This window comes from Bordetella petrii, assembly GCF_017356245.1.
Lineage (GTDB): Bacteria > Pseudomonadota > Gammaproteobacteria > Burkholderiales > Burkholderiaceae_B > Bordetella_A > Bordetella_A petrii_D.
In genome coordinates this window covers 1,105,810-1,119,417 of the sequence record NZ_JAFMZZ010000001.1, presented here as the reverse complement: position 1 = coordinate 1,119,417, position 13,608 = coordinate 1,105,810, and the positions used below count along the sequence as shown (strand labels likewise).

General features: G+C 69.8%; 14 protein-coding genes. 8 read left to right on the top strand and 6 right to left on the bottom strand.

Translation table 11 applies throughout. The features are described from left to right. Positions 1-19 precede the first annotated feature (19 nt). Positions 20-1,072 (bottom strand): lactonase family protein, encoded by a 1,053-nt coding sequence (locus tag J2P76_RS05425; RefSeq protein WP_207405064.1) that lies wholly within the window; start codon positions 1,070-1,072, stop codon positions 20-22. An 11-nt stretch (positions 1,073-1,083) separates the two neighbouring features. Then, positions 1,084-2,076, bottom strand: a complete 993-nt coding sequence (locus J2P76_RS05420; RefSeq protein ID WP_207405062.1) for a Bug family tripartite tricarboxylate transporter substrate binding protein — start codon at positions 2,074-2,076, stop codon at positions 1,084-1,086. A 124-nt stretch (positions 2,077-2,200) separates the two neighbouring features. Here J2P76_RS05420 and acnA point away from each other — a divergent pair, with 124 nt between their 5' ends. The 6 genes from acnA (at position 2,201) to J2P76_RS05390 (ending at position 8,780) form a co-directional block, all read left to right on the top strand. Further along, on the top strand, positions 2,201-4,846 hold the full coding sequence (gene acnA / locus J2P76_RS05415; RefSeq protein WP_207405060.1) for an aconitate hydratase AcnA: 2,646 nt from the start codon (positions 2,201-2,203) through the stop codon (positions 4,844-4,846). Positions 4,847-4,867: 21 nt separating this feature from the next. Then, a complete protein-coding gene (locus J2P76_RS05410; RefSeq protein WP_207405058.1) occupies positions 4,868-5,782 on the top strand; it encodes a GntR family transcriptional regulator in 915 nt (304 codons plus the stop codon). 71 nt (positions 5,783-5,853) lie between these two features. Then, positions 5,854-6,153 carry an AzlD family protein gene (locus J2P76_RS05405; protein ID WP_207405057.1) on the top strand — a complete coding sequence of 100 codons (300 nt, stop codon included), beginning with the start codon at positions 5,854-5,856 and terminating at the stop codon, positions 6,151-6,153. 28 nt (positions 6,154-6,181) lie between these two features. Then, complete coding sequence (locus J2P76_RS05400; protein WP_207405055.1) at positions 6,182-6,955, top strand: AzlC family ABC transporter permease; 774 nt, start codon at positions 6,182-6,184, stop codon at positions 6,953-6,955. Positions 6,956-7,113: 158 nt separating this feature from the next. Continuing rightward, on the top strand, positions 7,114-8,100 hold the full coding sequence (locus tag J2P76_RS05395; RefSeq protein ID WP_207405053.1) for a Bug family tripartite tricarboxylate transporter substrate binding protein: 987 nt from the start codon (positions 7,114-7,116) through the stop codon (positions 8,098-8,100). 185 nt (positions 8,101-8,285) lie between these two features. Continuing rightward, on the top strand, positions 8,286-8,780 hold the full coding sequence (locus J2P76_RS05390; protein ID WP_207405051.1) for an Ohr family peroxiredoxin: 495 nt from the start codon (positions 8,286-8,288) through the stop codon (positions 8,778-8,780). Between the two features lie 12 nt (positions 8,781-8,792). On the opposite strand, the gene J2P76_RS05385 is transcribed toward J2P76_RS05390, so the two are convergent. The 4 genes from J2P76_RS05385 to J2P76_RS05370 form a co-directional block, all read right to left on the bottom strand. Next, the gene (locus tag J2P76_RS05385; RefSeq protein ID WP_207405050.1) at positions 8,793-9,833 is read right to left on the bottom strand and encodes a LysR family transcriptional regulator; all 1,041 of its coding nucleotides are present in this window, start codon (positions 9,831-9,833) and stop codon (positions 8,793-8,795) included. Positions 9,834-9,908: 75 nt separating this feature from the next. Next, the gene (locus tag J2P76_RS05380) at positions 9,909-10,346 is read right to left on the bottom strand and encodes a cupin domain-containing protein (RefSeq protein WP_207405048.1); all 438 of its coding nucleotides are present in this window, start codon (positions 10,344-10,346) and stop codon (positions 9,909-9,911) included. A 142-nt stretch (positions 10,347-10,488) separates the two neighbouring features. Beyond that, complete coding sequence (locus tag J2P76_RS05375; RefSeq protein ID WP_207405046.1) at positions 10,489-11,034, bottom strand: cytochrome b; 546 nt, start codon at positions 11,032-11,034, stop codon at positions 10,489-10,491. Then, positions 11,031-12,134 (bottom strand): catalase family peroxidase, encoded by a 1,104-nt coding sequence (locus J2P76_RS05370; protein WP_207405044.1) that lies wholly within the window; start codon positions 12,132-12,134, stop codon positions 11,031-11,033. The genes J2P76_RS05375 and J2P76_RS05370 overlap by 4 nt, the downstream gene beginning before the upstream one ends. 206 nt (positions 12,135-12,340) lie before the next feature. On the opposite strand from J2P76_RS05370, the gene J2P76_RS05365 reads away from it, so the two are divergent. Continuing rightward, a complete protein-coding gene (locus J2P76_RS05365; RefSeq protein ID WP_207409125.1) occupies positions 12,341-12,856 on the top strand; it encodes a sigma-70 family RNA polymerase sigma factor in 516 nt (171 codons plus the stop codon). After that, positions 12,853-13,602 (top strand): anti-sigma factor family protein, encoded by a 750-nt coding sequence (locus J2P76_RS05360; RefSeq protein WP_207405042.1) that lies wholly within the window; start codon positions 12,853-12,855, stop codon positions 13,600-13,602. Before J2P76_RS05365 ends, J2P76_RS05360 begins: the two co-directional genes overlap by 4 nt. The last annotated feature ends 6 nt before the right edge of the window (positions 13,603-13,608 follow it).

Genomic DNA, 13,608 nt, shown 5'->3' with positions numbered 1-13,608 from the left:
GCCGCCAGGCCATCCCGCTTCACGCAGAGAACACCATGCACACCGGGCTGCCGGTGGCCGTCGATTGCCCGGTGGGCGCCAGCGCGCCCGTCGCGGCGTCGACGCTCAGAATCACGATGCTGTCGCTGTCTTCGTTCAGGGCGTACATGAAGCGCTCATCGGGCGACAGCGCCATGTAGCGCGGCGTGCGTCCGCCGCTGGGCCAGGCGCCGGCCCACGCCAGCAGGCCGCTGGCCGGGTCGATGCGGAAGGCGGCGATACTGTCGTGGCCGCGGTTCGAGACATACACATAACGCCCGCCGCGGTCCACCTGGATCTCGGCGCCGCGGCTGTCGCCGGGATACGTGTCCGGCAGGGACGGCAGCACCTGCCGGGGCGCCAGCGCGCCGCTGGCCGCGTCATAGCCGTAAGCGGTGACGCTCGAATCCAGTTCGTTGATGCAATACGCCGCCCGCGCGGACGGATGGAAGGCGATATGGCGCGGCCCGGCGCCCTCGCGCGCGGCCACGCCGTCCGGCCGCGCGGGGCCGAGCCGGCCGTCGGCGAAGCGAAACGCGAATACGCGGTCCAGGCCCTTGTCGGGCACGATCACATGGCGCCCATCGGGCGAAAACGGGCAGGCATGGGGCTTGGCCTGGGTCTGCTCGATGCGGTGCGGCCCGGTCTGCCCGCTGATCGCCACGTGCTGCGACACCGGCATCAGCGTACCGTCGGCCGCGATCGGCAGCACCACCAGGCTGGCGCCGATATGGTTGCATACGACCAGGTACTGCCCGCTGGGGTCGATGGCCAGGTGCACCGGATTCCTGCCCTGCGTGTCCCGCGTGTTCAGCAGCGTCAGCCTGCCGCTGGCCCGGTCGACGGCCAGCGCGCTGACGCGCGTGGTGTCGCCGTGCACCGCGTACAGGCGGTCGCCCCGCGCATTCAGCGCCAGGAAAGACGGGTTCTCTTCTCCGCGCAGCAGCTGCACCGGTGTCAGGGCGCCCGTGCCGGGGTCGACCTTGAACACACGGATGCCTTCGCCGCGCGCGTTGCGCGCGCGCGTGCTGCGACAGCCCACATAGGCGTACATGATGGCCCTCCTCAGTTCTCGGCGGAAATGTGGGCCTGCGTCACGATCGCCTGGTACTGCTTGCTTTCATGTTGGATGAACTGCTTGAACTCGGCCACCGACATCGGCGCCGGCTCGCCGCCCTGGTCGCGCAGGCGCTGCGCCAGCTGGGGGTCTTGCAGCGCGCCGCGCACGGCCTGGTTGATGCGGTCCAACACCGCCTCGGGCGTGTGGGCCGGGGCGAACAGGCCGAACCAGTTCTCCAGGCTGTAGGCGGCCAGGCCCGGCGTTTCGGCAATGGCGGGGATGTCGGGCGCAAAGCTGGCGCGCCTGGCCGAGGTCACGGCCAGGGCCTTGACCTTGCCGGCCTCGATGAAAGCCTTGGCGCCGGCATAGCTGACAAAAGTCATGTCCACATTGCCGCCCGCCACGTCGGCCAGCTGGCCCGCCGCGCCCTTGTACGGCACATGCACCATGTCGATGCCGGCAATCGATTGCAGCAGCGCGCCGTTCAGGTGCTGCGGATTGCCCACGCCGCTGGTGGCGTAGGTCAGCCGGCCCGGATGCGCCTTGGCCCGGGCCACCAGGCCGGCCACGTCATTGACCTTCAGCGACGGCCCCACCACCAGCACGTTGGGCACGCGCGTCACCAGCGACACCGGCGCCAGGTCGCGGCCGGGCTGGTACAGCATGCGCTCTTTGTACACGTAGGCGTTGATGGCGGTTTCCCCGGCCGACCCCAGCAGCAGGGTGTAGCCGTCGGGCTCGGCCTTGGTGACGTACTGCGCCCCCAGCATGCCGCTGGCGCCGGGCTTGTTCTCGACGATGATGCTCTGCTTGAGCGTATCGCGCAGTTTTTCGGCCAGCAGGCGGGCCATGACGTCCACGCCGCCGCCGGCCGAGAAGGGCACGATGATGGTGACGGGGCGGCTGGGGTAGTCCTGCGCCGCGGCCAGCGGCGCGTGGCCCAGGGCGGCCAGCAGGGCCAGTGGCGTCAGCCGGCGCAAGAATCGGATGAAGGGCATATCAGTCTCCTGTTTTCTGTTGGTGGGTATGGACCCGGTTTTCGTCTTGCCAGCCAACCAGGCAACCGGAGGCCGTGCTTTTTTATATTGCATTTTATAAAGTAAAAATGCAATAATGGTTTTCATGCAAGCCTCCCGCCCAAGCCAGATTCCTTCCGCCACGCTTGCCGCGGGCGGCCGCACCTACGCCATCGTCGACCTGCCCGGCCCGTTCGGGGCCGACTACGCCCGCCTGCCGGTGGTGCTGCGGCTGCTGTTGGAAAACGCGCTGCGCAACATGCAGGGGCAAGAACGCGACAAGGCCGTGGATGCCCTGTTCGCCTGGCTGGCCACCGGCACCAGCGAAGCCGAAATCGCCTTCCAGCCCGGCCGGGTGCTGATGCACGACACCACCAGCACGCCCGCCCTGGTGGATATCGCCGCCATGCGCGACGCCCTGGCCGAAGCCGGCGTCGACCCGGCGCTGCTGAACCCCTGCCTGCCGGTCGACGTGTCGGTCGACCACTCGCTGGCGGTCGAGGCCTACGCCCAACCCGACGCGGCCCGGCAGAACATCGGCCACGAAATCCGCCGCAACCAGGAACGCTACCGTTTCCTGCGCTGGGCATCGCAGGCGCTGCGGGGGGTGCACATCAACCCCCCGGGCACCGGCATCATGCACACCATCAACCTGGAACAGCTGGCCACCGTGGTGTGCGTCGAACAGCGCAACGGCCAGTCCTGGGCCGTGCCCGACATGATGATCGGCACCGACAGCCACACGCCCATGGTCAACGGCATCGGCGTGCTGGGCTGGGGCGTGGGCGGCCTGGAAGCGCAGACCGTCATGTTCGGCATGCCCACGCTGCTGCGCATCCCCGACGTGATCGGCGTCGAGCTCACCGGCGCGCTGCGCCCCGGCGTGCTGGCCACCGACCTGGCCCTGACCGTTACGCAGCGGCTGCGCGCCATCGGCGTGTCGGGCGAATTCGTCGAATTCTTCGGCCCCGGCGTCGCCACGCTCGCGGCCGGCGAACGCGCGGTGGTCGCCAACATGGCGCCCGAATACGGCGCCACCACGGGCTATTTCCCGGCCGACGAGCACACCCTGGCCTATCTGCGGCAAACCGGCCGCGGCGCCGCCGCCATCGAACTGGCGCGCGCCTACCTGCAGCGCACCGGCCTGTGGTTCGACCCGGCCGCCCGCCCGCGCTACACCCGCACCGTATCCGTCGCGCTGGACCAGGTCGGCATGCATGTCGCGGGCCCGCGCCGGCCGCAAGACCTGCTCGGTTACCGCGAAGCGCCGGCCGCCCTGCGCGCCCAGGGTTTCCAGCCCACCGGGGCGCAGGCCGGCCTGCCGCGCCACCCCGTGGCCATTGCCGCCATCACCAGCTGCACCAACACCACCGACCCGGCCCTGCTGATGGCCGCCGGGCTGGTGGCCCGCAAGGCGCGCGCGCGCGGGCTGAAAGTACCGCCGTGGGTCAAGACCTCGCTGGGCCCCGGTTCGCCCGCGGCGGCCAGCTACCTGCAGCGCGCCGGGCTGGCGCCGGACCTGTCCGCGGTGGGCTTCGATATCGTGGGCTACGGCTGCACCACCTGTATCGGCAATTCCGGCCCGCTGCCCGAGGTCATTGCGCGCGCCGCGCAGGCCGGCCATATCCGACCCGTGGCCATGCTGTCGGGCAATCGCAACTTTCCCGGGCGCATCCATCCCGACCTGGATCTGGGCTTCCTGATGTCGCCGCCGCTGGTAGTGGCCTACGCCCTGGCCGGCGACGCCGAGCGCGACCTGGGCGCCGAGCCCGTGGGCACGGCCCGCGACGGGCAGCCGGTGTTCCTGCACGACCTCTGGCCCACCCGGGAAGAAGTCGAATCCTGCCTGGCCGCCGGCCTGGACAGCGCCGATTTCCGGCGCGATTTCCAGATCGCGCTGCGCAACCCGCGCTGGCAGGAGCTGGACGCGCCTTCGACGCCGCAATTTCCCTGGGACCCGGCCTCTACCATTCTGCGCCGGCCGCCGTTTGCCGCGGCGGATGCCGGCAGCCAGCTCGGCCATTACACCGCGCATCCGCTGCTGGTGGTGGGCGACGACATCACCACCGACCACATCTCGCCGGCCAGCGCCATTCCGCGCGACAGCCTGGTGGCCGATTTCCTGGTCGAGCGCGGCGACGACCGCGACGACCTGAACGTGTTCGCCTCGCGCCGCGGCAATTGGGAAGTCATGCTGCGCGGCGCCTTCCACAGCAAGACGCTGGTCAACCTGCTGTGCCCCGGCGCGCCAGTGGCGCACACCCTGCATGCCCCGTCGGGCGAGCTGCTGCCCATCTGGGAAGCCGCGCGGCGCTACCGCGAAGCCGGCGACGCCGTGGTGCTGGTGGCGGGCGAACGCTACGGCACCGGCTCGTCGCGCGACTGGGCCGCCAAGGGCCAGCGACTGCTGGACATCCGCGCGGTGCTGGCCTTGAGTTTCGAACGCATCCACCGCTCCAACCTGATCGGCATGGGCATCCTGCCGCTGCGGCTGCCCGCCGGCCTGGGCCCCGAAGACCTGCGGCTGCAGCCGGGCGACCGCATCGAGATCGACGCCCCCGCCCACGCCATCCAGCCGCGCTGCGAAGTGCCGGTGCGCATCCATCGCAAGAACGGCGCCACGCAGGCGTTCACGGCTCGCGCCGCGATCGAGACCCGGCTCGACGCCGAGCTGCTCGCGGTGGGCGGCGTCATCCCGGCGATCTTGCGCGACACCCTGGCGGCGCAGGCGGGCGGCACGGCGGCGCCATGATTCTGGGCTACATTCCCGTTCATGACCCCGCAGATACCCCTGGCCGCCCAGATCGTCGAACTGATACAGGCCGACGGCCTGCCGGTGGGCGCCCATTTGCCCGCGCAGATGCTGGCCGACCGGCTGCGCGTGTCGCGTTCGCCCATCAACGAGGCCTTGCGGCATCTGCATGAAAAAGGCGTGCTGGCGCGCCAGCGCAACCGCGGCTACTTCGTGGCCCGGGCTGTCCCGTCCGGCGCCCGGGACCTGAGCGCCGCGCTGGGCCTGCCGGCGCACGACACCACTACCGAGATCTACTTCCGCATTGCCGACGACTTGCTGCGCGGCGAGCTGGCCACCTCGTTCACCGAATCCCAGATGCGCGCCCGCTACGGGCTGACGCCCGCACAGCTCAACACGGTGCTGGGGCGCATCGCCAACGAGGGCTGGGCCGAGCGCCGGCCCGGTTATGGCTGGGAATTCTCGGGCATGATGCGCACCCCCGACGCCCTGCTGCAGTCATACCGCCTGCGCCTGGCGCTGGAGCCCGCGGCGCTGCTGGAGCCCGGCTACCGTCTCGACCCGGCCGTGCTGGCGCGCTGCCGCCAGGCAGAATTGCACCTGCTGGCCGGCGGCATCGAAACCGATACCGCCGACCAGCTGCACGACCGCGGCGTGCGCTTCCATGAATCGCTGGTCGAGGCGTCGGGCAATCCGTTCTTCATCGACACCGTGCGCCGCGTCAACCGCGTGCGCCGCCTGCTGTCGTACCGCTCGATGCGCGACCGCAAGCGCTACAAGCAGCATTGCGAGCAGCACCTGCACATCCTGGAACTGCTGGAACGCGAACGCAACGAAGACGCCTCGCGCGCCATGCGCGAACACCTGCAAAGCACGCTGAAGAATATCGGGCAGCTGAAAGACATGCTGCAGGCCGGCCCCGGCGCAGGGCAATAGACCGCGCGCCGCCGGTATCATGTGACCACTGCCGCGCGCAGCCCCCGCACCCTTTTGCCCGCACCCGTCCCATGGTCGATCCCGCCAACCTGCTTGCCATCGCCCTGATGGCCACCGTCACTTACCTGGCCCGCATCGGCGGCTACGTGCTGCTGCGCAACCGCAGCCTGAGCCCGCGCGCGATGGCCGTGCTGGAAGCGGCGCCCGGCTGCGTGCTGATCTCGGTCATCGCGCCCGCCTTCGTGGCCGACCGGCCCGCCGACCTGATCGCGCTGGCCTGTACAGTGCTCGCCGCCACCCGCCTGCCGCTGCTGCCCACCGTCATCATCGGCGTGGGCAGCGCCGCGCTGCTGCGCCACCTGCTGGCCTGATGCCGCCCACCCGCCGCCATTGCCCCGCATGAGCCACTTGAAAACCCGCCGCGCCGGTGCACGCCAGGCCTCCGGCCCAGCCACCACCTGGACGCAGTGCTGCGCCGGCGCCACGGCCAGCCTGCCGGTGCTGTTCGGCATCATCCCGTTCGGCCTGGTGCTGGGCGCGCAGGCCGCGCAAAAAGGCCTGACACCGTTCGAAGTGCCGCTCATGACCGGCCTGAACTTCGCCGGCGGGTCGGAATTCGCCGCCCTGGGCCTGTGGAGTTCGCCGCCGCATTTCCTGCTGATCATGGCCGTCACCTTCCTGGTCAACAGCCGCATGCTGGTCATGGGCGCGGCGCTCACGCCCTTCCTGCAGCACCTGCCCAGGCGCAAGGTGCTGCCCGCGCTATTCCTCATGACCGACGCCAGCTGGGCCCTGTCCATGGCCGACACGCGGCGCCGCGCCGAACAGGGCATCGGGCCGGCATTCAGCCTGGCCTACTACCTGGGCTCATCGCTGGTGTTCTACGTGGCCTGGGTCGGCTGCACCACCCTGGGCGCCATTCTGGGCCCGCTGCTGGGCCACCCCGAGGCCTACGGCCTGGACATGGCTTTTCCCGCCGTGTTCCTGGTCATGCTGCGCGGTATGTGGCGCGGCCTGCGGCGGGCCTGGCCGTGGCTGGCCAGCCTGGTGGTGGCAGCCCTGGCCAGCAAGCTGCTGCCGGGCGCCTGGTACGTGGCGGCCGGGGCGGTGGCGGGCATTCTCGCGGCGCTGGCCTGGGCGCCCACGCCGCCGGCGTCCAAGGCCGACCCCTGAAGCCGGGCCGCGCATACGTTTTTCCGTATAAATAATACGAATATTTCATTTTTTCCCGCATACCTGGCTACCCATAATGGGTGCGCGCCGGCGGCAGAAAGCCAGGCGTCCAAGCGGCACACCCCTGCCGACAACGACAACAGATCCTGGAGACAAACATGCCGTCCCGACTACGCCGCACTCTGCTGGCCGCCGCGCTGGCCACCGCCAGCCTGGCCAGCACCGCCTGGGCCCAGGCGCCCGCCTTCCCGGCCCGGCCGGTCACCCTGTACACGGCGTTCTCCGTGGGCAGCGGCCCGGATGTGGTGCTGCGCATCCTGGGCCAGGCGCTCAGCAAGAAGTGGCAGCAGCCGGTCATCGTCGAAAACCGCCCGGGCGGCGGCGGCTTCATCGCCATGGAGGCGGTGGCCAAGCTGCCCGCCGACGGCTACGCCCTGCTGCAGCTCGACAGCGAGCACGTCTCGGCGCTGCCGCACCTGTACAAGTCGCGCCATTACGTCCCGCTGGAAAAATTCGACCTGGTGGCGCCGGTGTTCTACACCCCGTTCATGATCGCCATCAGCAGCCAGTCGCCCTGGAAGAACGTCACCGATCTGGTCAACGCGGCCAAGGCCAAGCCCGACCGCCTGACCTACGGCTCGTGGTTCGTGGGCAGTCCCGGGCACCTGGGCGGCGAATGGCTGGGCGCGCTGACCGGCACCAAGATGATCCACGTGCCGTACAAAGAAGTCAGCCAGCTGTACACCGCGGTGGCTACCGGCGAAGTGGATTGGGCCTTCGGCACCATCCCGTCCACGCGCCCCGTGTACGACAGCGGCAAGCTGCGCTACCTGGCCATCGCCGCCCCGAAGCGCCATCCGCAGTACCCCAATGTGCCCACCGTGGCCGAAGCCGGCGGCCCCGCCGAACTCGACGTCAATTCGATCGTGTCGCTGCTCGCCCCCAAAGGCATACCCGACAGCGTGCGCGACAAGATCTACACCGACGTGACCACGGTGCTGGCCGACCCCGCACTGCGCAAGCGCTTCGACACCTTTGCCTTCGAACCGCTGAACTGGCCGCTGCCCGAACTGCGCAAGCGGCTCGACGAAAAATCGGCCACCTACGAAAAGCTGATCGAGAACGCGAAGATCAGCCTGGACTGAAGGCGCCGCCGGGCGCGGCGCGCCCGGCGCATTGCCCACCGTTGCCGCCAGGTCAACACTCGGTTGGCGATTGGTGCCGGCACGGCAACACCATGATCCCCTGATCGGGCCTACCGCCCGGTTTGCTCACGACCTACCATACGCCCGTGCCCACCCGTGTTCGGGCGCTGCGTCAAGGACATTTCATGAGCAAACTGCAACCTCCTTCACTGAGCCTGCTGGACAAATACCGGGGCGAAGACTTCCAGGCGCTGTACTCCACCACCGTCACTGTGCAGGGCGGCGAGGCCCGCCACGGGCGGGCGTCAGGCATCGCGCGTTCCGACGACGGCGAACTGCAGGTGAATCTGCGGCTGCCCACCGAGCTTGGCGGCCCTGCCGGGGGCACCAACCCCGAACAGCTGCTCGCGGCCGGCTACGCCGCGTGCTTTCATGGGGCGCTCAGCCTGCTGGCCGCCAAGGCCGGCCTGGACGTCCCCGACGCCGAAGTCAAGGTGTCCGTCACCTTTGGCCGCGATCCCGTCGACGGCCTGTACGCGCTGACGGCGCACGTCAACATCCACCTGCCGGGCATAGACCGGGCCGTGGCCGAAGAGCTGGTGCGCAACACCGAGCGCCTGTGCCCATATTCGAAGATGGCGCGGCAGGGCATGCACAGCGTGGTCGCCCTGACGCAATAAGGCCGGCGCCGGCTAGCGCGGCTTGAGCAGGAAGGCTTCCAGCGTCTGCAGGTCCAGCGCGCGGATCTGCGCGGTCATGTAGTCGATGAACACGCGTATGCGCCCCGGCAGGTGCTGGCGGCTCAGGTAGCAGATGTAGTGGCCGCGGTCATCCGGTGCGTACTGCGGCAGGCAGGCCACCAGAGTGCCCGCGCGCAGGTGTTCGCTGATCTGGTAGCCGGCCAGCTGGGCCACCCCCCGGCCGTCGAGCACGGCCTGCAGCACCAGGTCGGCATCGTTGAACGCCAGCATGGCCTGCGGCGCGAACTTGCGCATGTGGCCGGCCACCTTGAATTCCCATTCGCACATGCGCCCCGAGGCCAGGCGAAAATTCACGCAGCGATGGCTGGCCAGGTCTTCGATGCCGGCCGGCAAGCCGTGCGCGGCGGCATAGGCGGGCGAGGCGCACAACAGCATCTGCATCGGGATCAGCTGTTTGGCGATCACCTGGCTGTCTTCCATGCGGCCATTGCGAAACGATACGTCGATGCGGTCTGTCGTGAAATCGATGGGGCCGTCGTCCAGCAGCAGCTCGACCGAGATTTCCGGATAAGCCGCCAGGAAGCCGCCCAGCAAGGGCGCGACGATCTTGCGGCCGAACCCTGCCGTGGCGCACACGCGCAATTGCCCCGAAGGCGGTCCTTCGCGCAGTTCGCGCATGTCGTCCAGCGCCTGCACGATGCGCTCGACGCCCGGATGGCAGTTTTCGTAGAACAGTTCGCCTTCGCGGGTCAGCGAGGTATTGCGGGTGGTGCGCACGAACAGCCGGGTGCCCAGCTGGTGTTCCAGCTTCTGCACGCTGCGGCTGACTGCCGAACGGCCGATGCCCAGGCGGTCGCCGGCCTTGGCGAAATTGCCTTCCGCGGCCACCGCGATAAAGGCCACCACGCCGGCATAGCTGGTGGCGAAACTGTAGGCCAGCGAATCGGGGCCGGCGCATGGCGTGACCGGCGCGGCAGGGGCCTCGGAAGCAGGGGCCGCAATCGCGTCGGCGGGGGATGCTTTCTTGTCCATAGCCTTCAGACGTTATCGGCCAATCGGCTGACCCGTTGCCGCCGCGGCCGGGCGGCCCGGCCCCGGGGCGGGAATTCATTCTACTGGCAACAGTGCGGGCGCGCCCTTCTGCTTGATCAGCACCACCAGGAACCTGGCGGGCCGGGTCTGGCTGGCATTGCGCCCCACCGTATGGACATCGTCGGGGCCTTCATAGAAGGTCTGGCCGGGCGTCAGCGTCACCTCTTTGCCGCCCTTGACCTGCATGACGATGCTGCCCTCGAGCACATAGATGAAGCCGTGCGCGTCATGGCGATGCACGGGGTCGGCGCCGCCCGGCGGATACTCGACCGTGATCATCAGCGCGTCCTTGCCGGGAATGTCCGGCAGGTCTTTGGTCATCAGCGGCGTCACGATGGGCTCGGGCGCGGCGGTGGAATGCATGGCATGGCCTGCCGGCGCGGCCAGCGCCAGCTGGCCGAACAGCGAGCCGGCGGCGATCAGCGGCAGCCCGGTCCGAATGAATTTCAACATGAGCTTCTCCTTCGCGTGGTGGATGGCACGGGCTTATCGTAGGCAGCTTGCCGGGGCGGCGGTAGATCCGCGCAGGGGACCACGATGTTGCCTTTGCGGCACCAATGCCGCGCCCCGGGCCGGCGCCATTGCGCGCCGCTGCTCAACGGCCGCGCGTCATCGCCTGCAGCACGCCATCACGCCGTATCCAGCCATGGAACAGCGCGGCGGCCAGGTGCAGCAGCACCGTGGCGAACAGCAAGAAAGCCAGGTACCGGTGCGCGCCCCGCAACCACGCGAATAGCGCCGCATCGACAGGCGCGATGGGCGGCAACTGCCAGCTGCCCGCCATCACCGGGTAGCCGCCGGCCGACACCATGGCCCACCCGATCAGCGGCATGGCGAACATCAGCGCGTACAGCAGCACGTGCGAAGCGTGCGCGGCAAGGCGCTGCCAGGCCGGCATGCCGGCCGGCAGCGCCGGCGCGCCCCCGTACAGCCGCCTGGCCAGGCGCACGCACGCCAGCGCCAGCAGCGCCAGGCCCAGGGGCTTGTGGATCTGTATCAACCATTGGTGCCGCTCGGACACCGAGGCCACCATGCCGACGCCGATGAACAGCATCGCGATCATGCCGATCGCCATCAGCCAGTGCAGCAGACGCGCGGGCAAGCTGAATCCCGCCGAGGGTCGTTGGGTAGATGGGTTCATTGCGCGTGCTCCGGGTGATTGGGCTGGGATGGTGCCGTGGCATCCCGGGGCGGCCCTTCGCTGGTGCGGCGCTCGTACGACGCGGCATAGGCGGCCGAACGGGCCGGCAGCAGCGGATCATCGGAAATGGCCATACCGCGCGGCAGCACGGTCGGGTCGTAGTTCACGTCGCGGCAGGGGCCCTCGTTTTGCGAGGCGCTGCGCGTAATCACCACGACACCCGCCTCGACCGTGGGCCGGTCGGCCGGCCACTGCCGGGTCGCGTCATTGGTGGGATCGCCCGGCGCGCCCAGCGTGACCAGCAAGCGCCAGCGCAGGGGGCCTTGCGCCAGGCGCCGCTGCAGGTCGGCCTGCAGGTAATCGGCATCGTGCGCGGGCGCCGCGGCGGGCGCGGGCGAGGCATCCAGCGGCGCCAGGCGCCAGCGCACCGGCTGCCGCCTGCCCTGGGCATCAATAAAGTAAAACGCGTGCAGGGCGTAGTAGCTTTCGGTGGCGTAGCTGGCCGACGGCCTGGCCGTCTTGGCCCAGGCGCGGAATGCCGCGGTTTCGGGGTGCGCCGCGAAAAAGGCCTGCATGCGTTGCGGATCGGGCTTGCCGGTGGCGGGCTCGCGCCGGGCCGCGAGCTGCTGCTCATAGAACGCCTGCGGTGTGGCCACCACGAACACCGGCATGCTGTTCATGCCGGTGCGCCATTGTTCGCCGTTGGGCGACGTAAAGCGCAAGGCGAAACTGCGTATGGGCACGCTGGAATCCGACGCATAAGGGTTGCCGCCCGGCACGGCCAGCCGCCCCACCACCGGCGTATTGCCCGGCGCGAACAGCGCCGCCGTCGACAGGGCCTGCGCCGCGCCGCTGCTTTCGAAATGGCCCGCCACACAGACCCCCTTGGCATGATTGCGGCGGTAGCCGGCGTGAACGCCGCTGTTCGCTTCCAGCACATCGACCACCCGGTCCGGCGTCAGGCGCTGCGGGTCCAGCCAGCCGCCCACGTAGGCGAAGGCGGCGCCCGAGCCCAGCACAATGGCGCCGATCGCGCCCAGGCGCAGGCAGATTTGCCGGGCATCGAGCGGCCGGGCTTCGCGTTGAGGAGATTGCGGCATAAGGCTCCTTGGCTTTGCGAGGAATACCCGGGTAAGACGATGGGCCCCGAAAATTATTCCCCCAGGGAATAAACCGGCCCGGCCGGCGTCCTACCATATTGGCCTGTAAGCTTGTGGCGCCATGGGCGCGGGTCTGCACAGGAACTCACATGATTCGACCGGTACGCTCGCCCCCGCCGGGGCCCGTATCCAGCGAGGACGATGCCATCCAGGCAGAAGAGCTGTCTGATGCCGTGCTGCGCCTGCTCTTGCCGCGGCTGCGCCGGTTCGCCCTGCGGCTCACGCGCGACCCGGCCGCCGCCGACGACCTGGTCCAGGCCACCCTCGAACGGGCCCTGACGCGCTGGCACAGCCGCCGCCCGCAGGGCAGCGTGCGGGCCTGGCTGTTCACGATCCTGTACCGCCAGTTTCTCGATTCGCAGCGCCGTGCACGCCGCTACGCGCGGCTGCTCGAATGGTTCGCCGGCGCCGATTCCGCGGCGCCCTCGGCCGAGCGCCAGGCGATGGCCCGCTCTTCGCTGGATACCTTCGAACGCCTGCCCGAGGCCCAGCGCACCCTGCTGTGGCTGGTCAGTGTGGAAGGCCTCAGCTACAAGGCGGTAGCGGACCTGTTCGATATTCCGCCAGGCACGGTGATGTCGCGCCTGTCGCGCGCGCGGCGCGCATTGCGCGACCTGAACGAAGGGCAGGCCGGCGCGGCGCACTTGAGGATACTGAAATGAACCAACGCCCCATCGACGACCTGGCGCGCAACGCCTTTGTAGACGGACAGCTCGATGCCGCGCAGCGGCAGGCCATGGAGGCCTACCTGCAGGCGCACCCCGAGCAGGCCCAGGAACTCGCCGCGTGGCAGCGCGACGCGCAGCAGCTGCGCCAGGCCGCCGGCCAGGACAGCCTGCCGCCCAACCCCGCCCTGGACCCGGCCGCGGTCCGCGCGCGGCTGCGCGCGCGCGCGCGGCGCCGGCTGGCAATGGCGGGCAGCCTGGCCGTGGCGCTGGCCGTGGGCGGCGTCGCGGGCTGGGGCGCGCGCGACAGCGCCCTGGCGTACCGGGTGCTGCCCATGCAGGACGCGGTGCAGGCGTATCGCCTGTTTGCCTCCGACCACGCGCCGCAGCCGGACGTGCGCGCCGATGCGGGCAATCTGCAAAACTGGCTGGACGATTACTTCGCGCACGCCCAGCGCCTGCCCGACCTCAGCGCCAGCGGCTTCAAGCCGGTGGCAGCCCGCCTGCTGGCCACCGACCAGGGCCCGGCGGCGATCGTCATCTACGAAAACGCCGGGCAACGCGCCAGTTTCTATATCCGTCCGCCCGGGCCGGGCAAGCAGATGCTGGCGCAAGGCAGCCGGCGCGACGGCAGGCTGCTGGCCCGCTATTGGTCGGGACAGGGGTACAACTACGCGCTGGTCGGCGCGGGCGACGGCATCGCCGACGCGCCGCTGCCCGTGCCCGCCCAGGCGCCCAGCTAGGCGCGG

Bases quoted from the DNA above. Each gene is read 5' to 3' on its own strand.
- J2P76_RS05425 (WP_207405064.1), bottom strand. From the start codon at position 1,072: ATGTACGCCTATGTGGGCTGTCGCAGCACGCGCGCGCGCAACGCGCGC.
- J2P76_RS05420 (WP_207405062.1), bottom strand. From the start codon at position 2,076: ATGCCCTTCATCCGATTCTTGCGCCGGCTGACGCCACTGGCCCTGCTG.
- acnA (WP_207405060.1), top strand. From the start codon at position 2,201: ATGCAAGCCTCCCGCCCAAGCCAGATTCCTTCCGCCACGCTTGCCGCG.
- J2P76_RS05410 (WP_207405058.1), top strand. From the start codon at position 4,868: ATGACCCCGCAGATACCCCTGGCCGCCCAGATCGTCGAACTGATACAG.
- J2P76_RS05405 (WP_207405057.1), top strand. From the start codon at position 5,854: ATGGTCGATCCCGCCAACCTGCTTGCCATCGCCCTGATGGCCACCGTC.
- J2P76_RS05400 (WP_207405055.1), top strand. From the start codon at position 6,182: ATGAGCCACTTGAAAACCCGCCGCGCCGGTGCACGCCAGGCCTCCGGC.
- J2P76_RS05395 (WP_207405053.1), top strand. From the start codon at position 7,114: ATGCCGTCCCGACTACGCCGCACTCTGCTGGCCGCCGCGCTGGCCACC.
- J2P76_RS05390 (WP_207405051.1), top strand. From the start codon at position 8,286: ATGAGCAAACTGCAACCTCCTTCACTGAGCCTGCTGGACAAATACCGG.
- J2P76_RS05385 (WP_207405050.1), bottom strand. From the start codon at position 9,833: ATGGACAAGAAAGCATCCCCCGCCGACGCGATTGCGGCCCCTGCTTCC.
- J2P76_RS05380 (WP_207405048.1), bottom strand. From the start codon at position 10,346: ATGTTGAAATTCATTCGGACCGGGCTGCCGCTGATCGCCGCCGGCTCG.
- J2P76_RS05375 (WP_207405046.1), bottom strand. From the start codon at position 11,034: ATGAACCCATCTACCCAACGACCCTCGGCGGGATTCAGCTTGCCCGCG.
- J2P76_RS05370 (WP_207405044.1), bottom strand. From the start codon at position 12,134: ATGCCGCAATCTCCTCAACGCGAAGCCCGGCCGCTCGATGCCCGGCAA.
- J2P76_RS05360 (WP_207405042.1), top strand. From the start codon at position 12,853: ATGAACCAACGCCCCATCGACGACCTGGCGCGCAACGCCTTTGTAGAC.